18 protein-coding genes are annotated in these 19801 nt (G+C 74.3%); 7 read left to right on the forward strand and 11 right to left on the reverse strand.

All coding sequences use genetic code 11. The features are described from left to right. The first annotated feature begins 41 nt into the window (after window positions 1-41). Window positions 42-1310, forward strand: a complete 1269-nt coding sequence (locus OG286_RS04585) for a sugar ABC transporter permease (RefSeq protein ID WP_396322391.1) — start codon at window positions 42-44, stop codon at window positions 1308-1310. A gap of 160 nt (window positions 1311-1470) precedes the next feature. Here OG286_RS04585 and galE read toward each other — a convergent pair whose 3' ends face one another. From galE to OG286_RS04605, 4 genes are all read right to left on the reverse strand, one after another. Further along, the gene (galE, locus tag OG286_RS04590; RefSeq protein WP_396322201.1) at window positions 1471-2487 is read right to left on the reverse strand and encodes a UDP-glucose 4-epimerase GalE; all 1017 of its coding nucleotides are present in this window, start codon (window positions 2485-2487) and stop codon (window positions 1471-1473) included. A gap of 116 nt (window positions 2488-2603) precedes the next feature. Then, a complete protein-coding gene (locus OG286_RS04595) occupies window positions 2604-3275 on the reverse strand; it encodes a hypothetical protein (RefSeq protein ID WP_396322200.1) in 672 nt (223 codons plus the stop codon). A gap of 148 nt (window positions 3276-3423) precedes the next feature. Continuing rightward, entirely contained in the window at window positions 3424-5691 is a 2268-nt protein-coding gene (locus OG286_RS04600; RefSeq protein ID WP_405363031.1) for an RICIN domain-containing protein, read from the reverse strand. 865 nt (window positions 5692-6556) lie between these two features. Then, window positions 6557-6979 (reverse strand): hypothetical protein, encoded by a 423-nt coding sequence (locus OG286_RS04605; RefSeq protein ID WP_396322198.1) that lies wholly within the window; start codon window positions 6977-6979, stop codon window positions 6557-6559. Window positions 6980-7529: 550 nt separating this feature from the next. Here OG286_RS04605 and OG286_RS04610 point away from each other — a divergent pair. Beyond that, entirely contained in the window at window positions 7530-7685 is a 156-nt protein-coding gene (locus OG286_RS04610; protein ID WP_405363029.1) for a hypothetical protein, read from the forward strand. Window positions 7686-7996: 311 nt separating this feature from the next. Then, window positions 7997-10630, forward strand: coding sequence for a cytochrome P450 (locus OG286_RS04615; protein ID WP_405363027.1), 2634 nt, complete (start codon window positions 7997-7999; stop codon window positions 10628-10630). Here the strand turns inward: OG286_RS04615 and OG286_RS04620 are convergent. From OG286_RS04620 to OG286_RS04630, 3 genes are all read right to left on the reverse strand, one after another. Next, window positions 10608-10739, reverse strand: a complete 132-nt coding sequence (locus OG286_RS04620; RefSeq protein ID WP_396322195.1) for a DUF6126 family protein — start codon at window positions 10737-10739, stop codon at window positions 10608-10610. The two genes, OG286_RS04615 and OG286_RS04620, sit on opposite strands and share 23 nt — an antisense overlap. Window positions 10740-10819: 80 nt before the next feature. Further along, entirely contained in the window at window positions 10820-11203 is a 384-nt protein-coding gene (locus OG286_RS04625; RefSeq protein WP_396322194.1) for an ArsR/SmtB family transcription factor, read from the reverse strand. Between the two features lie 288 nt (window positions 11204-11491). Beyond that, window positions 11492-11947 carry a hypothetical protein gene (locus OG286_RS04630; RefSeq protein WP_396322193.1) on the reverse strand — a complete coding sequence of 152 codons (456 nt, stop codon included), beginning with the start codon at window positions 11945-11947 and terminating at the stop codon, window positions 11492-11494. Window positions 11948-12182: 235 nt separating this feature from the next. Between OG286_RS04630 and OG286_RS04635 the strand changes: the two genes are divergently transcribed. Beyond that, window positions 12183-12899, forward strand: coding sequence for a polysaccharide deacetylase family protein (locus tag OG286_RS04635; RefSeq protein WP_396322192.1), 717 nt, complete (start codon window positions 12183-12185; stop codon window positions 12897-12899). A 137-nt stretch (window positions 12900-13036) separates the two neighbouring features. Here OG286_RS04635 and OG286_RS04640 read toward each other — a convergent pair whose 3' ends face one another. Together OG286_RS04640 and OG286_RS04645 are read right to left on the reverse strand one after the other, a co-directional pair. Continuing rightward, the gene (locus OG286_RS04640; RefSeq protein ID WP_396322191.1) at window positions 13037-14194 is read right to left on the reverse strand and encodes a glycoside hydrolase family 3 N-terminal domain-containing protein; all 1158 of its coding nucleotides are present in this window, start codon (window positions 14192-14194) and stop codon (window positions 13037-13039) included. Window positions 14195-14461: 267 nt separating this feature from the next. Then, window positions 14462-15991, reverse strand: coding sequence for a PLP-dependent aminotransferase family protein (locus OG286_RS04645; protein ID WP_396322190.1), 1530 nt, complete (start codon window positions 15989-15991; stop codon window positions 14462-14464). Here OG286_RS04645 and OG286_RS04650 point away from each other — a divergent pair. Continuing rightward, a complete protein-coding gene (locus tag OG286_RS04650) occupies window positions 15973-16851 on the forward strand; it encodes a methyltransferase domain-containing protein (protein ID WP_396322189.1) in 879 nt (292 codons plus the stop codon). The two genes, OG286_RS04645 and OG286_RS04650, sit on opposite strands and share 19 nt — an antisense overlap. A gap of 54 nt (window positions 16852-16905) precedes the next feature. Here OG286_RS04650 and OG286_RS04655 read toward each other — a convergent pair whose 3' ends face one another. Further along, a complete protein-coding gene (locus tag OG286_RS04655; RefSeq protein WP_396322188.1) occupies window positions 16906-17412 on the reverse strand; it encodes a MarR family winged helix-turn-helix transcriptional regulator in 507 nt (168 codons plus the stop codon). A gap of 122 nt (window positions 17413-17534) precedes the next feature. On the opposite strand from OG286_RS04655, the gene OG286_RS04660 reads away from it, so the two are divergent. Continuing rightward, window positions 17535-18434, forward strand: a complete 900-nt coding sequence (locus OG286_RS04660) for an EamA family transporter (RefSeq protein WP_396322187.1) — start codon at window positions 17535-17537, stop codon at window positions 18432-18434. 85 nt (window positions 18435-18519) lie between these two features. Further along, on the forward strand, window positions 18520-19158 hold the full coding sequence (locus OG286_RS04665; RefSeq protein WP_405363022.1) for an NAD(P)-dependent oxidoreductase: 639 nt from the start codon (window positions 18520-18522) through the stop codon (window positions 19156-19158). 100 nt (window positions 19159-19258) lie between these two features. Here the strand turns inward: OG286_RS04665 and OG286_RS04670 are convergent, their stop codons facing one another. Continuing rightward, on the reverse strand, window positions 19259-19795 hold the full coding sequence (locus tag OG286_RS04670; RefSeq protein ID WP_396322185.1) for a peptidylprolyl isomerase: 537 nt from the start codon (window positions 19793-19795) through the stop codon (window positions 19259-19261). Window positions 19796-19801: the final 6 nt, after the last annotated feature.

Genomic DNA, 19801 nt, shown 5'->3' on the forward strand with positions numbered 1-19801 from the left:
GCGAGCCCGAGCGCCACCACGTCCCGCTGCCCGAGGACAGCATGCCCAAGGGCGGCGTCAACGCGCCCGTCCCGGTGGCGGCCGAGGCCACCCCAGCCGTCGATCCCCGGCTGATCGTCCGCCAGGAGGGCATCAAGGGGTACCTGAGCGAGTTCCGCCGCCGCCTCGGCAGCGGCGAACTCGGCTCACTGCCGGTGGTGCTGGCCCTGATCGTGATCTGGGCCGTGTTCGGCAGCCTCGACAGCAGCTTCCTCTCCGCCCAGAACCTCTCCAACCTGTCCCAGCAGATCGTCGGCACCGGCATGATCGCGATCGGCGTGGTCTTCGTACTGCTGCTCGGCGAGATCGACCTCTCGGTCGGCTCGGTCAGCGGCCTGTGCGCGGCGATCTACGCCGTCCTGAGTGTCACCGACGGTGTCAACCAGTACGTCGCGCTGCTCACCGCCCTCGTCGGCGGTGCGGTGGTCGGCTGCATCCAGGGCGTCTTCTTCGCCAAGGTCGGCGTCCCCGCCTTCGTGGTCACCCTCGCCGGTAACCTCGGCTGGAACGGCCTGATGCTGCAGATTCTCGGCACCACCGGCACGGTCAACCTGCCCGGCAACGACATCGTCTCCCGGCTCTACAGCACGATCTACGGGCAGGAGATCGCCGCCTACGGCACGGCGGCGATCGGCGTCCTGATCTTCCTGGGGGCCTCGCTGTTCGACGCGCGCCGCCGCCAGGCCGCGGGCGTGCCGTCCCGCCCTGCGTCGGACATCGCAACACGGACCGTGGTGCTGGCGATCATCGCCTTTCTCGCCGCCTACACGCTCAACCAGTACAAGGGGCTGCCGCTGGCGCTCCTGATCTTCCTGATCTTCATCGTGGTGCTGGACTTCGTGCTGCGCCGCACCGGCTACGGCCGGCAGGTCTTCGCGCTCGGCGGCAACATCGAGGGCGCCCGCCGGGCCGGTATCAACATCTCGTGGATCCGGATCAGCGTCTTCATGATCTGTTCCACGATGGCGGCCGTCGGCGGTCTCTTCCTCGCCGCGCAGATCCAGTCGGCCAGCCAGACCTCCGGCGGCGGCAACCTGCTGATGAACGCCATCGCGGCGGCCGTCATCGGCGGGACCAGCCTCTTCGGCGGACGCGGCTCGACCTGGTCGGCCCTGCTCGGCGCGCTGGTGATCGGCTCGATCCAGTCCGGGATGAACATCGAAGGCCTCAGCAACGCCATCCAGTTCATGGTCACCGGCGCGGTGCTGCTGGCCGCGGTGGTCATCGACTCGCTGGCCCGCCGCTCCCAGAAGGCGGCCGGCCGGGCCTGACGGCAGGCCTTCGCTCTCAGCCGGTGACGGCCGGTTCGGGCACCACCGCCCTCGCCGTCCGGCCCGGCGCCCCCCGGTCGCGGGCGGGCGCCGGGCCGGGCGGGTGCCGGTGGCGGGCGGGCACTGGGCCAGGCGGGCGCCGAGCCGGGGCCCCGTTGGGTCAGGCGGAGGCGAGGCGGGCCGACCACTTGGCGCGCCAGGCGAGGGCGTCGGTGACGCCGTCGGCGATGGTGCGCCGCGCGGTCCAGCCGAGCAGCTCGCGGGCGGTGTCGACGGCGGCATAGCAGCCGATGACGTCGCCGGGGCGCGGGTCGGCCTCGCGGACGTCGAGCTTCGTGCCGGCGGCCGCTTCGAAGGCGGCGATCAGTTCGCGGACGGTGGTGCCCTCGCCGGTGCCGACGTTGATCACCCGGTAACGGTCGTCGGCGGCGGGCTCGACCACCTCGTCGAAGCGGATGAGCGCGGCGACATGGGCCTCGGCGAGGTCCTGCACGTGGATGTAGTCGCGGATGCCCGAACCGTCCCTGGTCGCCCAGTCGGTGCCGGTGACGGTGAACGGCGTGCCGTCGGTGTGGGCCTCGATCAGCTTGCCGAGCGCGTGGGTGGGGTTGAGGTCCTGGAGGCCGGTGCGCAGCTGCGGGTCGGCGCCGACGGGGTTGAAGTACCGCAGGGCGATGACGCGGATCCCCTCGGCGCCGTCACCCCGGGTCCAGTCCTGGAGGACGTGCTCCATCATCTGCTTGGTGCGCGCGTACGGGCTGTTCGCGTCCACGGCGCAGGTCTCGTCCACCCGGGCGTCCGGGGTGGGCGCGTAGATGGAGGCCGAGCTGCTGAAGACGACCCGGGTGCAGCCGTTGCGCTGGAGGGAGTCGAGCAGTTCGACGGTCTTGGCCACGTTCTCGCGGTAGTAGAAGAGCGGCTTGGCGACCGACTCCGGGACGACGATCCGGGCGGCGCAGTGCAGGGCGGCGTCGATGTCCGGGTGCTCGGCGAAGATCCGGTCGAGCAGCGCGCCGTCGGCGATATCGCCCTGGTAGAACGCCCGGTCCTCGACGAACTCCGCCCGGCCCTTGGACAGGTCGTCGAGGATGACCGGCGTGATGCCCTGGTCGAGCAGCGCGGACGCCACCGTGCTGCCGATGTAACCCGCGCCACCGGTGATCAGGACCTTCTTCATATGCGGTTGCTCCCCTGCCTGGTCGGACGTCTCGGTCGTCGTCCGGTGACAGTGGGGACTGCCGGACGGGAACGATCGGTTCCACCGGGCCGCGGATCACTCCGTGGGGCTGCGGGTCAGTTCCTGCGGCAGCGGCGCCGAAGCCAGTAGCCGAGGCTGACCAGGAAGACGGCCGCGACGGCGGTACCGACGGCCGCCCAGGTGGCCGCGTCCGGGGTGCTGTCCGATTCCGTCCGCTGCGGGGGTTGCGCGGCGGTGCCGGACGGGCCGGCGCTCTGGGCCGGGGTGGGGCCGACCGTGACGGCCGGGGTGGGCGGGACGGTCGGCGCGGCGGTGACGGCCGGGGTGGGCGCGGCCGTGGTCGTCGGGGTCGGCACGACGACCGTGGGGGTCGGCAGCGGCGGGTCGGTGATGGCCGCCGCCTCGACGTCGAGTTCGCGCTCGCCGTGCCCCAGCGAGGGGAAGGCGCAGTCGACGCTGATCCGCCAGTGGCCGGCCGGCAGGATCTCCCGGGTGGTGTAGGAGCCGGGGTGGCCGGGGACGGCGACCAGCCGCCACGGGCCGGCCGAGCGGCCGTCGGCGGAGGTGGCCGCGAGTGATCCGGCGAACTCCTCGACGACCGGCTCGTGGTCGTTCTCGAAGGTGGCGACGGTGGTGACGTGCCCGCCCTCCTGGCCGGTGACGTCGAGGTGGACGGTGTCGCCGTGGGCGGCGGCGGGGAGGGCGGCGGGTCCGAGGACGACCGCCCCGGCGAGGGCGAGGGCGGCGGCGAGCGGTCGGGTACGCATGGCGGGGTTCCTCGTGGGGGTGCCCCGGGTGCGGCCGCCGCCGCGGTGACACGGGCGGCGGCCGCACCCGGATGGGTGTCAACGGGCCTGGGCCCGTCTTCGAACACCCTCGGGCAGAGCGGTGTTCGAAGACGGGCCCGAGGTCAGGTCAGGAGGTCTTCTGCAGCGACCAGGACTGGTAGGCCTGACCGTTGGGCTTCTGCAGCTCCAGCAGCCAACCACCGTAGTACCAGCGGTTGCTGACGCCGAGCACCAGGGTCGATCCCTCGGCGCTCAGGGTGAACCCACCACCCGACGCGGTGAGCGTCCACTTCTGGGCGGCCGCGTCGGAGCAGGGCTGCTGGGCGAGGTACTGGCCGGCCACCGGGCCGCCGCCGAGCTGGAGGCACTTGTCCGAGCGGGCGGACTTGATCCGCACCGCGCCGGACCCGGCGTCCTCGAAGGTCCACTTCTGGTTGGCGTAACCGGTGCGCTGGTAGGCAATGGCCACGGTACCGTCGTTGAGCGAGCTGCCCCAGAGGTCTGCGGCCTGCCCGGTGAGCCCGTTCACCAGGGTGTACTTGGTACCGGGCTGCGGACGGCCGGCGTCGGCGAGGGTGCGGAAGGTGGCCGCGCGGCCGGGCTTGGAGACCGCACCCGCGCTGTCGCGGACGGCGACGGCCACGGTGTACGAGGTGCCGGGGGCGAGCCGGACCAGACCGACCACGGTGGCGCGGACGGTGCCGATGGCCTGGCCGTTCAGCAGCACGTCGTAGCCGGCGGCGGCCGGGACGGCGGGCCAGCTCAGCATGACCGAGTTCTGGGTGATCTGACTGACCGTCATGTCAGGGCCGGTGGTGCCGCCGGTCGGCGTGGCGGTCGGGGTCGGGGTCGGGGTGGTGCTCCCGGTGGGCGACGGGCTCCCGGTCGGGCTCGGGGTGCCCCCGGTGGCCGTCGGGGTCGGGCTCGGCGTCCGGGTCGGCGTCGCGGTCGGCGTGCCGGTCGGGGTGCGGGTCGGCGAGGCCGTCGCGGTGGGCGTGGGGGTCGGGGTGGGGTTCGGGCCGGTACCGCCGCCGGCGATCAGGAAGCGGTTGTTGGCGACGTTCCAGTGCGTGGCCAGGTAACTGCCGGGCGCGGGAGCGGTGTTGTAGTAGTCGTCGTGACGGCAGTCGAGCCGGCTGTCACTGGCGTTGTCCGGGCAGACCGTCTTCATCGCCGGGTAGTACGGGGTGTCCGAGTAGCACATGAGGTCCCACTCGTCGACGCAGTGGCCACCCTTGCTGGAGTTGGGTGCGCTGTTGCTCACCGCACCCAGGTTGTGGCCGAGTTCGTGCGCCGCCGTGTTTCCGCCCCAGCAGCCGGAGTCGGTCCGACCGTACGAGGGACCGAAGTTGCTCAGGTTGTCCTGGCCGGGCCGCTCGTCGCCCGCGAAGGTGCCGATGCCGCAGTACACCTTGGCGTCGGTGAACATCATGTACTTGCGGTCCTTGCGGTTGAACCCCTGCGCGGCGAGCGCGCGGTTGCTCGCGTTGAAGTCGCCGATCTCGGAGTCCGAGATCTGCACGTTCAACACCGAGGCGGTGCAGTCGGGTTCGGTGACGAAGCGGACGTGCCGGACGCCGCCGGTCTCCTGGGCGCTGGCGTTGTAGATGGTGTCGACCTCCGCCGCCCACTTCTTGAACGAGGGCAGGTACTGGGCGAAGCGGTCGCTGCTTGCGGTGTGGACGTAAACCACCTGGACCCGGTTGCCGGCGCTGCCGTCGCCGTCGCAGACCACGGCGGGGCCGGCGGCGGGCGTCTGCTGCGGCGCCGCGGGGGCGCCCGCCGCCGGGGTGCCGGCGTCACTGAGCAGCGCCTTCTGGCCGGCGTCCAGGACGGGCACCGAACCCTTCAACAGGTCGGCGGCAGCGGGCGGTTGGGCGTCGGCCGGCGGCGTGAGCGCCGGTACCTGGGCAGCCGCGGCGGCGACCGGCGGGACGTCCTTGTGGATGTCCACCTCCTTGGGCGGCGCGTCCGGCCCGTGGCTGCACAGCTGCCCTCCGGTCACCTCCAGCGAACCGGCGCACCGGTCGCCGCTCGGCAGGGTCAGACCGGCATAGACCAGACCGCGCTCCGGCTGGTCCTTGGGTATCTCGTGCAGCGGCGCGGCCTTCTGATCGCGCTTCGGGGCGGGCGCCTGGGTGGCACCCTCGGCGGTACCGGTCTCCCCCGGCCCGCCGTCGTCGGCGACGACTCCGGCCGTGCCCGCCTCCGCCCGGTCGGCCGATCCGTCCACCGCCGCCGTGACGCCCGCCCGAACGGCGGCCGGCTCCAGCGCGGTCTGGATGCCCAGTGCGCCCGCGACCAGTCCGGCCGTCACCGCCACCGCCAGCAGCGCCGTGCGGCGCCCCGACCTCTTGCGCCGCTTGCGCCGGTGTTCCGTGCTCCGGTGTCCCATCGCGCTCTCTCCTGTCCTCGGTACGAGGCCCGCGCCACGCAACGTGGCGGTCGGGCCTTCCGACACCACGGAGACCGGGCACGACGGGAGGGGATAACAGAAACCTCTTTCGAAATTCGATCAGGCGGATCGGCGGCCCCGGCCGCGGACGCCGCCACAGGCCCTTCTCCGGGCCTGACGGTGGCTCCGGTCGCACACGGACGGGCCCGTTCCGTCCGGCTTCGGTGCACCCGGCCGCGGCGCCCGGCCGGACGGCCGTCGGAGAGGTTCCGTGCTGGGCGTGGAACGGCCTGAAACGGCCTGCCACGAGCGGCGCGGCCGGCGCGGCCCGGCGCAGACGTCAGCCCGGCCGGGGGGTCCGGCGATGATGATCGTGCCGCCCCGTCCGGCCGTGAGCGGCCCTGAGCAGTCGGCGCGCGGCCGTGCCGGGGAGCGCGCTCGAGGGGTACGCGCTCCCCGACAGGGAGTGGTGGCGGCCCCCCGGCCGGGCCGGCCGGGGGGCCGGGCTCCGGCTGCGGTGACCGGAATGCCAGACCCGCCGGATGGCCCTGACCAGAGCCCTGACCAGCAGACTTCTCGCCCCTGACATGCCATTCGAACTCACCGTGCACACCCGCACCACCACCCGCGACACCACCCGGGAAGCAATCCGGGAAGCAATCCGGGAGCCCTTAAGGGAGACGTTCGGGGAGACCTTCCGGGACACCTCCGACGAAGCGTCACTCCGGCTGCCACGGCAGCCTCCGGACGGGGGCTCTCCGACGTCCCCACGAGCGCCGGGACACGCCGTGCGCGCCGCCCGGTGTGCTGCCGTAGGGCCGCGCGCCGGGGGCTAGGTGAGGACACCGGCGGCCGGAGAGGACACTCAGGCCGCCACACCCAGCAGGGGGACGGCGGTCCGGCAGGCCCTCGGCGCGTGCATGGTCGCGAGGGAGGCGGCGAGCCGGGCCGGGTCACCGGCCAGCCAGAGCCGCAACGCGGCGGCGAGCGCGAGGCTCGCCGGACAGGTCGACAGCCCGCAGTCCAGGGCGACCCGGTCGCCGAGCAACGGGAGGAGGTCGGCGACGGGCGAGGGCAGCCAGAGGGTGACGGCGCAGGGTGCGGGGCGGGCCAGGACGCGCGTCAGCCGGAGCGCGGCGGCGTCGCCGTGCAGCGCGGGGATGACGTCGAGCAGGCCGTCCGCCGCCACCTCCGACACGTCGCTGCCGTGGCCGCGCGCGAGTGCGCGCAGCAGCGCCCGCTCGGCCGCGGTGATCCGGACGGTCAGCATGACTTCTTCGCAGTCCATGGTCCTGGTTCCGCCTTCTGCTTCGGGTGTGCCCGTCGGTGGGTGTACTCGTCGCTCTTTACTCGTCGCCTGGTTCTCGTCGGCCGTCTGCCTGCCTGCTCTGGGCCCGGACCCGGACCCGGACCTGGACCCGATCATGTCCTGCCCGTCAGAAGGCCCTCTCCACCGGCGCAATCAGGCCGTCGTGGCCCTCGTGCCCGTCGTGGCGGCGGCGGACAAGCAGGGCCGAGACCGCCGCCCGGATCGACATGGATGCCGAACGGCCGGCGGGTGAGGCCGTACGGACGGGTCATCAGGCTCCTCGTCGGTTCCGGGCGTGCACACGGGTGGCGGACCCTACGGGCGGGTCGCGGGCCGTCCGGGCAGGCGCCGGACCGACCGGACGGGTCCCGGACCGACCGGACGGGTCCCGGACCATGCTGGACCGGCGGGGGCCCTCCGGCCGAGGGCCGAAGGGCCCTGCCCGTGAGGCAAGGGCGGACGCGCCTTCGGCCGAGGCCGTCCGCCCAGATCAGGCCCTGCACACGGAACCGGGCGCCCGGTCGCGGGCATGATGCGGGTACCCGCCACGCCGGCCGTCCCCTCCGAGGGCCGGTTGCGGACACCGTCCACCCCCGGCCAGACTCCGCCCGTGAACGAGACCGAGACCGAGACGATCCCGCTCGACCGGGTGGACGCCGACTTTAGGCCGGGCCACCGGGCCTGACGGCGCGGGAACGGTTCAGCACCCTCCCCGGCCGCGCCGCCCACCTGCCGGCGCGCCTACCACACCCCCGCCGTCCGACTCGCCCACCGCGCGCGCCGCGCCCGGGGGACGGCGCGCACGATCCGCCGATGGAGTGATCCCCCGAGGTATGGCGCAACGCTCGCCGGACCGGCGCGTTTGCCATAGCGTGCGCCCCTCTGTTCACGGCGTACGCGGGGGTCCGCCCTGGTCGGGGGCCCTCGGATCCCGCCTGGCACGGCGGCGGCTCCGGCGGGCCCGCCGCGCCGGTCCCCCTGGTGAGAGGTGATGTCATGCCCCTGACGACCGAGCTTCGTAGACCGATCGTTCCCTTCGGAAGCGCCCCCCGGCCAGCCGCCCCGGCCGCTCCCCCACTCGCGCCGGGCGCGCTCCCGGGCCTCGGCCACGCCCCCGCCCTGCTGCGTGATCCGCTCGGCTTCCTCGGCTCGCTCTCCCGCCACGGCGGCGTCGTACGCATCCGACTCGGGCCGCGCACGGTCTGTGTGGTCACCGACGCCCGCCTGGTGCACACCCTGCTGGTGACGCTCGCCCACGACTGCCCGCGCGGCGCCGTCCAGGACACCCTCAAGACCGCGTTCGGCGACGGCCTGCTGATGTCCGAGGGCCAGGCGCACCGCGACCGCCGCCGGGTCGTCCAGCCCGCATTCGGCCCGGACCGGATGGCCGGATACCTCGCGGTGATGCATCAGGTCACCGAGGAGCGCACCGCACGCTGGCGGCCGGGCCAAGTCCTCGACGTCGCCAAGGAGATGAACCACCTCGCACTCGAGATCGTCACCCGGACGCTGTTCGACGCGCGGCTGAGCGAGGACGCCACGCTCGCCTTCCACCGGGCGCTGCCCGACATGGTGAAGGGTCAGATCGTCCAGTCGCTCTACCCGCACCCGGCGTTCGCCCGGCTGCCGCTGCCGGTCAACCGGCGGTTCGACGCTGCCGTCCGGGTGCTGAACCAGGTGGTCGACCAAGCCGTCAACGGCTCTGCGCGGCCGACCGGCTGCCCGGCCGACGGCTCCGGGCGGTCCGACGGCAACGCGGACACCACTCTGCCCGGGCTGCTGCGCGCCGCGAGCGACCCGGCCACCGGCCGCCCGCTCACCGAGGCGGACGTCCGCTCCGAGGCGATCACCATGTTCGGCGCAGGCACCGAGACCGTCTCCACCACGCTCACCTGGCTGATCGACGAGCTGCTGCGGCACCCCCGGGTGGAGGCCCGCGTCCTCGCCGAGCTGGACGAGCACCTCCCGCCGGGCGCCGTCCCCACCCCGGAGGCGCTCGCCCGGCTCACGTACACCCGCAGCGTCACCCGGGAGGTGGTCCGGCTGCACGCGCCGAACGCCTTCCTGATGCGGACTGCGAGCGTGCCGGTCGAGCTCGGCCCGTACCGGATCCCGGCCGGCACCGAGCTGCTCTACAGCCTCACCGCGCTGCACCGTGACCCGCTGCTCTATCCGGATCCGCTGCGTTTCCAGCCCGGGCGGCGGCACGGGGGCGGCGGCACGGCGAGCGGCGGCCGGCATGCGTTCCTGCCGTTCGGGGCGGGCAAGCACAAGTGCATCGGCGAGGCGTTCGCCTGGGCGGAGCTGACCGTGGCCGCCGCCGCGATCCTGCGCCGCTGGCGGCCGACGGCGGTCCCGGGCACCCGGGCCCGCGAGGTGGTCTGGACCACCGTCCAGGCCCAGGGCTTACGCGTCCGGCTCGCCCCGCGCGAGACCCCCGGCGCACCGAAGACGCCCACCGTACGGCCGGCCGCCGCACGGCCCGCCACACCGGGCACGGCCGCACCGGCCGTCGCCGCCGTCCCGCGGCCGGCCCGGCCCGCGTACCCGGCGCCTCGCCTGCCCGCCGCGGCCGCCCGTCGCCGCCTCCCCGGCGAGCTGCGCACCGCCACGGACCGGCACGCCGACTGGGCACTCCACCACCGTCTGCTCTCCCCCGCCGAGCTGCCGCGCTACCAGGCCTACGCGCTCCCCTCGTTGATCGGCCACTCCTACCCGCGGGCCCGGGGCGCCGAACTCGACCTGCTGGTCGACGTGCTCGGCTGGTTCACCATCCTCGACGACCGCTTCGACGGCCCTCCCGGCCGCCGGCCGACGGAGGCGCACGCCGTCGTCGAGCCGCTGCTCGCCGTCCTGGACGGGAACGCCCCGGCGGCCGCGGCCGGCGACCCGCCGCTGCTGCACTCGTGGCGGGAGCTGTGGGAGCGCCAGTGCGACGCCATGTCCCCCACCTGGCGCGAGCGGAGCACCGCCGAGTGGCGGTCCTGTCTGGAGACCTTCCTCGCCGAGTCCGCCCACCGGGCCGGGCGCACCTCCCCCGGCCTGCCGGAGACCGTGCGACTGCGCCGCCACGCCAGCTGTCTCTACCCGTTCATGAACATACTGGAGCGGGTCCACGGCGCCGAAGCGCCGGCCAGGCTGCACGCCGACCCCGCGCTGCACCGGCTGCGGGCGCACACCGCCGACGCGGCGACACTCATCAACGACCTGTACTCACTGGAGCGGGAGGAGCGCCAGGCGGCAGTGGCCTTCAACACCGTGCTGGCCCTGCAACGCATCCGCGGCTGCACCCGCACCCAGGCCGCGGCGGCGGTCCGTGCCCGAGTCGCACGTCTGAGGGAGGAGAGCGACACCCTCCGCCGGCGCCTGCTGCTCCGACACCCGGCCGGCCACTGGTACCTGAACGGCACCCGGGAGCTGGTCGACGGCGTCCACGCGTGGACCAGCACCACCCGCCGGTACGTCAGTGACGGTCACGGCCTCGGTGACGGTCACGGCCTCGGTGACGGTCGCGGCCTCGGTGACGGTCGCGGCCTCGGTGACGGTCGCGGCCTCGGTGACGGTCGCGGCCTCGGTGACGGTCGCGCCCTCGATCAGGGGCACCACCTCAGTGGCGGTCGCCGAGGGTGAAGAGCAGGATGACGAACCCGGCGAAGAGGTGTGTGGCGAAGATGTAGATGCCCGCGCGGATCAGCATGGCCTTGCGCCTGCTCTTCTCGTCGCTGATGCCGTCGGCCATGGCCGGGTTCTCCTTCGGGTCGGGCGGTCGTGCCGTGTGGGCTTGGTCCGGGCGGGTGTGGGACGCCGCCCGCCCGGCTCTCACCTGCTGGTCGTGCGGGCGGCGCGCCCGGCGTCCGCGGCCTGCACGGCGCGGGCACCGGGCGAGCGGAGCTCGGTGAGCAGCGCGCCCTGGTCGGTGATCAGGTCGGTGAGGATGCGCCGGGCGGCGCGCAGCAGCTCGGCCACGTCCGGCGTGCTCAGCGCGTAGACCACGGTGTTTCCCTCGCGGGTGGCCGTGACCAGCTGGGTCCGGCGCAGCACCGCGAGCTGCTGGGAGAGGTTGGACGGCTCGACCTCGATCTCGGCCAGCAGCTCGCGCACCGGCCTCGGCCCGTCCTGCAACAGCTCCAGCACGCGGATGCGGACCGGGTGCCCGAGGGTGCGGAAGAACTCCGCCTTCGCCTGGTACAGCGGGACCGGCATCGTCCGCTCCCTCCCTGGTGCTCGCCTGCGCGCCGTGGTGCCCGGTGGGCGGTGGCCGGTGCCACCACCGGCGGGTGGCCGGTTCGGCCGGTTCGGCCGTGGAGCATCATCCCCTGTGGATGAAGAATTCTTCAAGTCGTCATCGAATCGCGGCCGCCCGGCCCCGCGGGCAGCGCCCGCGATCGCCCGCAGCCGCACCTTCGCCGGCCGAGTATTCGCAGCCGAACGGGCGGGGCCCGGGAGTCCGCTACCCCACCTCCCGGGCCCCGCCGTACTACCGGCCGGTCATCAGCACGACACCGCGACGTCCACGGTCACCGGCGCCGGGTTCCACGGGTAGGCGGCCACACTGAAGCTGCCGTGCACGGTCGACCCGCACGGCACCGTGCCGCCGACACCCCGCACCTGCACCGTGCTGGCCGTGAACAGCGTCCGCCCGTTCACCGAGCCGAGCGAGGCGCCGCCCACGATCTGCCCGGAGAGCCCGGTCAGCAGCTCGCGGGTCTGCGGCTGCGGACCACCCGGGCTCGGCGGCCCGGCCAGGGCGACCTGCCCGTAGAACTGGACGCCGTCGCCGGTGACCTCGGCGCACACCTTGGTCGACAGCCCGGCCTGCAGCCCGGACGCGCCACAGGTGACGGTCGTGGCCGTGATCGACGCAGTGGTCGCACCCGCCTCGGCCGGAACGGCCAGCAGCGTCGCCGCACCGGCGACGCCCGCGGCGAGCAGAGTGATTCGGTTCATGCGGTTCTCCGTTTCTCAATTTCTCATAGCGCCACATGTGACATTTCACATGTGGCGTTCCGCCACCCTCGCACACGATTCGAACGCCCGGCCGCCGATCGGGCATCGACTCACCGGACAGACCGGAAAGCGGCCTTCGATGGCGCGATCCCGGCCCTCCCCACCTGGTGGGCCGCCCGCAACCCCCGAACCGCTCGAACCCGTGTCCTTGACCGGCCGCCGGCGTTGAGCGGGCGTGAAACGTCTCCTCGCGATCGCCGCCGCCGTGACCGCCGCCCTCACGCTGACCGCGGTCGCCGCCCCGCCCGCGTCACTGCTCGGCGGCGAGGTCCGCCGGCTCCCCACCGAGGACCGGGTCGTGGCGCTCACCTTCAACGCCGCCTGGGACGAGACCGGGCTCGACACCGTACTCACCGAGCTGCGCGAGCGTGCCGCGCCCGCCGCGTTCTTCCCCACCGGGCAGTTCGCCGAGCAGCATCCGGACGCCGTCCGCGCGGTGGCCGCCGCCGGGCACAGCCTCGGCAACCACTCCTACAGCCACCCGTTCTTCGCCGACCTCGGCCCGCAGCAGGCGCGCGCCGAGGTGCTGCGCGCCGACGCCGCGATCCGAACCGCCTCGGGCGCCGAGCCACTCCCGTTCTTCCGCTTCCCCTACAGCGAGACGACGCCGCAGCGGATCGCCGACGTCAACGCGCTCGGCTTCGCCGACCTCGAGTTCACCGCCGACACCAACGGCTACCTCGGCCCCGCCGGGGGCATGACCACCGTCAAGGCCGTCGACCGCGCGCTCGCCGCCCTCGTGCCCGGCGCGATCCTCCAACTCCACGTCGGCGCACCCGACGAGAGCCCCGACCACCGGTGCCTGGACGCCGAGGCGCTCCCACTGATCATCGACGCCGTCCGCGCCCGCGGCTACCGCTTCCTGGACCTGCGCGAACTGCTCGACGCCTGAGCGACGCGCGACGGGCTGACGGAGCATCAGGCTGACGGAGCATCGGGGTGGCGGGGTTGCCGAGCGACCAGGCACCGCGAGGCCCGGGGCGAGACGATCCTCGGCGGACCCGGCCATCCCCCGCTACGCCCCTCACTCTAACGGCCGCGCCCGGCAAGGGAGGAGCGCAGGGTGTCGATCCGGTGGAGGGCATCGAGGAAGGCCCGGCGGTCCAGGTGGCCGCTGTCCAGGCCGTCGGCCAGCGCGGCGGCCGCGGCGTCGCCCTGGCCGACGTCGCGGGCCGAGCAGAGCAGCAGGTCCATGCCCGCCCCGGCAGCGGCGAGGGCCCGGGCGGGGGTGTCGCCGAAGGAAGCCAGGGCGCCGGCTTCGAGGGCGTCGGTGATGGTGACGCCCTGGAAGCCGAGGCGCTCGCGGAGTTCGCCCTGGACGACGGCGGACGAGAGGCCGGCCGGGCGGGCCGGGTCGAGGGCGGGGTAGACGGCCCAGGAGGTCATGACCAGCCGGACGCCGGCGGCGATGGCGGCGCGGTAGGGCTCCTCGCCGCGGGCGCGGAGCTCGGCGAGCGGCACCGGGAGGGTGACGGGGCCCAGGTCGGTGTTCAGGTCACGTGCGGCGGAGCCGAGGCCGGGGAAGTGCTTGGCGGTGGCGGCGACACCGAGCCCCTGCTGGGCGGTGAGGAAGGCGGCGCCCAAGGTGGCGACCACGGCGGGGTCCTGGCCGTAGGAGCGTTCGGAGTGGTCGATGAAGTTGTCGGGGGTGTCGTAGACGTCGAGGACGGGGGCGAGGTTGGTGTTCAGGCCCGTGTCGGCGAGGTTGCGGCCGGCGCCGGCGCCCGACCGGGCGGCCTCGCCGACCGGGTCGGAGGCCAACCCGGCCCGGCGGGCGGAGAGTTCGGGTGCACCGGGGAGCCGCCGGACCTTGCCGCCCTCCTGGTCGGTCATCAGCAGCAGCGGCCGGCCACCCGGTGCCTCGGCGGCGGCCTGGCACATCTGCTCGACAGCGGCGTGGAGTCGGGCGGGCACGGCGGTGTTGTCACCGAACAGGATGACGCCGGCCGCCCGGCCCTCGCGGATTGCCTGGATCAGGGCGGGCGGCGGGGTCGGGCCGGGGTAGGAGTAGACGATCCGCCGGCCGGCGAGCAGCCGGGAGTCCTCGGTCGGCATGGGGGTGTTCCTCTCCGCGATGGGCGGCGGCGGCCGGTGGGTGCCGCGCGCCGTCCCGGCCGGGGCCGGTGTCAGGGCGGTCAGCAGCAGGGCCAGCGCCGCGCAGCGGACGGTCCGCCGGAGCGACGGCATCGGGCCTCCCGGGTAGGGGACGGGGCTTGACACAGGTCTCGGCACAGACAGGGCCGGCACGGACAGGGCGTCGGACGGGCAGAGCGTCGGACGGTGGGCGTCGGGCGGTGGGACGTCCGACAGATCGGGCTGAGCGCGCGGCTCGGGGCGGATGGAGAAGGGAGCGGGGACTGAACGCGGACGGAACGGGGACCGGCGGGGCCGGGCGATCCGGTGCGCCAGGCTATCGGGATCCGGCCCGGCCGGGCCGGGCGCGACGCGCCCCCGCTACCCCATCCGCCCTAACAACCGGCCGAGCACCGCGATGCCCTCGGCGATGTCGCCCGGCGCGCCGGCCGCGTAGCCGAGCACCAGCCCGGGCGGGTGCGGCAGCCTGGCGTGCCAGGAGAGCGGCTGCACCTTGACGCCGTGCGCGAGCGCCGCCGTGGCGAGTTCGGTGTCGGAGCAGTCGAGCCCGGCCGGGAAGGTGACCATCAGGTGCAGACCGGCCGCCGCGCCGTGCACGACGGCGCCCGGCAGGTGGGCGCCGATCGCGGCGATCATGGCGTCCCGGCGCCGCCGGTGCCGCGGGCGCAGCAGGCGCAGGTGGCGCTCCAGCTCGCCGGTCTCCATGAGCCTGGCCAGCACCAGTTGCGGCAGGGCGGCGTTGCCGAGGTCGGCGAAGCGTTTGGCGGCGAGGACGGCCTCGCGGTGGCGGGCCGGCACGAGCAGCCACCCGGTGCGCAGGGCGGGGGCGAGGAGTTTGGAGACACTGCCGGTGTAGCAGACCTGTTCGGGGAGGACGGCGCGCAGCGCGGGCACGGGGGCGCGGTCGTAGCGGTGTTCGGCGTCGTAGTCGTCCTCGATGACGAGGCCGCCCTCGCCGGCCCAGCGGAGCAGGTCGCGGCGCCGTTCACCGCCGAGCACCACACCGGCCGGGAACTGGTGGGCGGGGGTGAGCAGCACGGCCGGGGCGCCGTTGGCGCGCAGCGCGTCGACCCGGATGCCGTCGGCGTCGACCGGGACGGGCGGGGTCGCGGTGAGCCAGTGGCCGAGGTGCTGGCGGGTGCCGAGCGAGCCCGGGTCCTCGACGGCGACCTCGGTGATGCCGGCCCGGCCGAACACCTGGCCGAGCAGGGCGAGGGCCTGGGCGGCTCCGGCGACGATCAGGACCTCGTCGGGGTCGGCGCGGATGCCCCGGTTACGGGCGAGCCAGTGTGAGACGGCCAGGCGGAGCGCGGGGGTGCCGCGCGGGTCGCCGTAGCCGAACTCGCGGGCGGGGAGCCCGTCGAGGACGGCGCGTTCGGCGCGCAGCCAGGCGGCCCGCGGGAAGGCGGCGAGGTCGGGTACGCCGGGCGAGAGGTCGATCCGGGCGGGAGTGGCCCGCAGCGCGTCGAAGCTCTCGGGGACGGGCACGGAGTCGAACAGGGCGGGCGCCGGGGCGGGCGGCCCGGCCGGCGGGGGCGGCGGCGCGGGGGTGGCGACGACAACGGTGCCACCCCTGCCCCGGCCCGCGATCTGGCCCTCCTCGGTGAGCCGCCGGTAGGCGTCGGTGACGACCCCTCGGGAGACCTTCAGCTCCGCGGCGAGCACCCGGGTGGCGGGCAGCCGGCTGCCCGGGGGGAGGCGGCCGTCCGTGATCGCCCGGCGCAGCCGCCGGGCCAGCCAGTCGGCGAGCCCGCCGGCCGGGGCGTCGGCGGTGTCGAGCTGCAGGAAGTCGGTCCCGGCGGTTTTGGACCTGCCAAGGGCCGTCTCTTTGGACCTGTTCACCGGTCCATTGTGCGGGCCAGGCTGGGGCCATGACGACGGAAACGACATTCCCGGAGACCATCTCGCAGTCGCGGGCCGCCGGCCCCACGGAGGACCACGCCTATGTGCACGGCTATTCGACGACCGAGGCCCAGCGGCTCGGCGACCAGGCGGACACCCTCGCGGAGCTGCTGCACGCGGGCACGGCGTACCCGGCCGGCAGCCGGGTGCTGGAGGCGGGCTGCGGCGTCGGGGCCCAGACGCTGCACCTGCTGGCGGGCAGCCCCGGGGTGCGGCTGACGGCCGCCGACATCTCGGCCGACTCGCTCGCCCAGGCCCGTGCCCGGGTCGCGGCGCACGCGCCCGGCGCGCAGGTGACGTGGCACCACGGGGACCTGCACGAGCTGCCGTTCGCCGACGACTCCTTCGACCATCTCTTCGTCTGCTTCGTGCTGGAGCACCTGGCCGACCCGGTGGCCGCGCTGGCCGCCCTGCGCCGGGTGCTGAGGCCGGGCGGGACGATCACCGTGATCGAGGGCGACCACGGCTCGGCGCTCTTCCACCCGGAGAGCCCCGCCGCCCGCGCGACGGTGGACCACCTCGTCCGGCTGCAGGCCGATGCGGGCGGCGACGGCGAGCTCGGGCGCCGCCTGTACCCACTGCTGACGAAGGCGGGGTTTCACGACGTCACCGTCCGCCCGCGGACCGTCTATGCGGACGGGAGCCGCCCGGAGCTGGTCGAGGGGTTCACCCGCCGCACCTTCGTCGCGATGGTCGAGTCCGTCCGCGCCGCCGCGCTCGCGGCGGGCCTCACCACGGCGGCCGCCTTCGACGAGGGCATCGCCGACCTGCGCCGCACCGCGGAGGAGGGCGGGACGTTCCACTACACCTTCTTCAAGGCGGTGGCGGTCAAATCCCGGGTGAACTGACCATCGGGGTCGATGACAGGGCTCACGGGGCGGTACATCCGGCACGCGGGCGCGCTACCGGACCCCGTCGTCCCCGTCGCCCAGGGTGGTGAGCAGGGTGCGCAGGGTGGCCACCAGGGCCTCGATCCGAGGGGCGTCGAGGTCGGCCAGGATGCGCCGTTCGGTGACGAGGTGGTCGGGGAGGGTGCGGTCGACCAGGGCGTGGCCTTCGGGGGTGAGGGCCACGTCGCGGCTGCGGCCGTCGGAGCCACTGGGGGTGCGGGTGACCAGGCCTCGGGCTTCCAGCCGGTCGAGGCGCTGGCTGATCGCGCCGGAGGTGACCATCGCGGACTGCATCAGCCCGGTGGGGGTGAGCCGGTAGGGCGGGCCGCTGCGGCGCAGGGTGGCGAGGACGTCGAAGGAGGCGGCGTCCAGGTCGTGTTCGGCGAAGTTGCGTTTCAGCTCGGCGTCCACGAGGCGGGAGACCCGCTTGAGCCGGCCGATCACCTCCATCGGGGAGACGTCGAGGTCGGGGCGCTCCGCGCCCCACTGCCGCACCAGTCGGTCCACATGATCTGCCACGGGTCCAGCCTATGCGATGCCTTAGTGGTGAGATACCTCACATCACCCGATTCGCCCGGCCGGGGCAATCTTCCTTAGCGCTGAGATACATTTGCTTAGTGCTAAGGAATCGCCTCGGAATCGTGCTGCTGACCGCTCTCGCCCCCGCCGTCTGGGGGTCGACCTACCTCGTCACCACGGAACTGCTCCCGCCCAACCGCCCGCTGCTCGCCGCGGTGCTCCGCGCCCTGCCCGCCGGAATCCTCCTCCTCGCCGTCACCCGCCGCCTGCCGACGGGCAGTTGGTGGTGGCGCTCGCTGGTGCTGGGCGCTCTCAACATCGGCGCGTTCATGGCCCTCCTCTTCATCGCCGCCTACCGCCTGCCCGGCGGGGTCGCCGCCACCGTCGGCGCCGTCCAGCCGCTGATCGCCGCCGGACTCTCCGCCGGACTGCTCGGCGACCGGCTCTCACTGCGCACCCTGATCTCCGGCATCGCCGGCGTGATCGGGGTCAGCCTGCTGGTGCTGCGGGCCAACGCCCAGCTCGACGCCCTCGGCGTCGCGGCCGCGCTCGGCGGCGCCGTCGTGATGGCCACCGGCGTCGTCCTCTCCAAGCGGTGGACCTCGCCCGCCCCGCTGCTCGCCACCACCGGCTGGCAGCTCACCGCCGGCGGCCTGATGCTCGTCCCGGTCGCGCTCCTGGTGGAGGGCGCACCGCCGTCCCACCTCACCGGCGCCAACCTGCTCGGCTACGCCTACCTCGGCCTGATCGGCGCCGCCATCGCGTACGCGCTCTGGTTCCGCGGGATCCGGGCGCTGCCGCCGACCTCCGTCACCTTCCTCGGGCTGCTCAGCCCGGTGGTCGCCACCGCCCTCGGCTGGCTGGCCCTCGGACAGGACCTCTCGCCCGTCCAGGCGGTCGGCGCGGTCATCGTGCTCGGCTCACTGGTCGCCGCCCAGACCCAGCGGCCGCGCCCGGCCGACACGGCGCCGCTCCCCCGGCCCGCGGACGAGCAGCACCCCGCGCGCGAGCACGCCGCTTAGGGCTTGTCTGACACTTCCCGCCGCGCGCACGACGCCGGGCCTCCCGCCACCCGCTTCCCCTTCCCACCGATCTCTGGAGAACCCCATGCGCATCACCGTGTTCGGCGCCACCGGCAATGTCGGCAGCCGCGTCATCGCCGAGGCCCTCGCCCGCGGCCACCAGGTCACCGCCGTCGTGCGCGACCCGTCCCGGCCGCACGGTCTGCCGGCCGAGGCCACGATCGCCACCGGAGACGCCCGCAACGCCGAGGACGTCACCCGGCTCGCCGCCGGCCGGGACGTGGTGATCAGCGCCACCCGCCCGGCACCCGGCAGCGAGGGCGAACTGGCCACCGCCACCAAGGGCCTGCTGGCCGGCCTGGCCGGAACGGGCGTGCGGCTGCTGGCCGTCGGCGGCGCCGGCAGCCTCACCCTGCCCGGTGGCAACGGCGCCACCGTCGTCGACGGCCCCGGCTTCCCGGCCGGCTGGCTCCCCATCGCCCTCGCCTGCAGCGAGCAGCTCGCCCTCTACCGGGCCGACACCGCGGTCGACTGGGCCTACCTCAGCCCCGCCGCGCTCCTCGCACCGGGCGAGCGCACCGGCCGCTACCGCCTCGGCCGGGACGAACTGGTGGTGGACGCCGCGGGCACCTCGGCCATCTCCATGGAGGACCTCGCCGTCGTGCTCCTCGACGAGGCCGAGCACCCCGCCCACCACCGCACCCGCTTCACCGCGGCCTACTGAGTGGCCGGGGAGTGCCGCATCTGACGCCGCGCAGGCACAACCGTGCGCCCGGGCCCCCACACCGTCGGACCGACGATGCGGGGGCCCGGGCGCGACGGCGTCAGGAGGTGACGCGCTCGATGGTGACCGTCCGGAGCACGACATCCTCGACCGGGCGGTCATTGGCGCCGGTTTCGGTCTTGGCGATCGCGTCCACCACGTCGGTGCCCTCGACGACCTCGCCGAAGATGGTGTGCTTGGTGTTGAGGTGCGGGGCCGGGCCGACCGTGATGAAGAACTGCGAGCCGTTGGTGCCCCGGCCGTTCTGCTTCCCGGCGTTGGCCATGGCCAGCAGGTAGGGCCGGTTGAAGAAGAGGTCGGGGTGGATCTCGTCGTCGAACTTGTAGCCCGGACCGCCGACGCCCAGGCCGAGCGGGTCACCGCCCTGGATCATGAAGCCGGCGATCACCCGGTGGAAGACGGTGCCGTCGTAGAGCCGGTCGCTCGACGTCTCTCCGGTCTCCGGGTGCGTCCACTCGCGCTCGCCCTGGGCGAGTTCCACGAAGTTGCGGACGGTCTTGGGCGCGTGGTTCGGGAACAGCCTGACCTTGATCGTGCCGAGGGTCGTGTCCAGCGTCGCGATGAGGCTCTCAGCCACCGTCTG

Source organism: Kitasatospora sp. NBC_00039, assembly GCF_045160625.1.
Lineage (GTDB): Bacteria > Actinomycetota > Actinomycetes > Streptomycetales > Streptomycetaceae > Kitasatospora.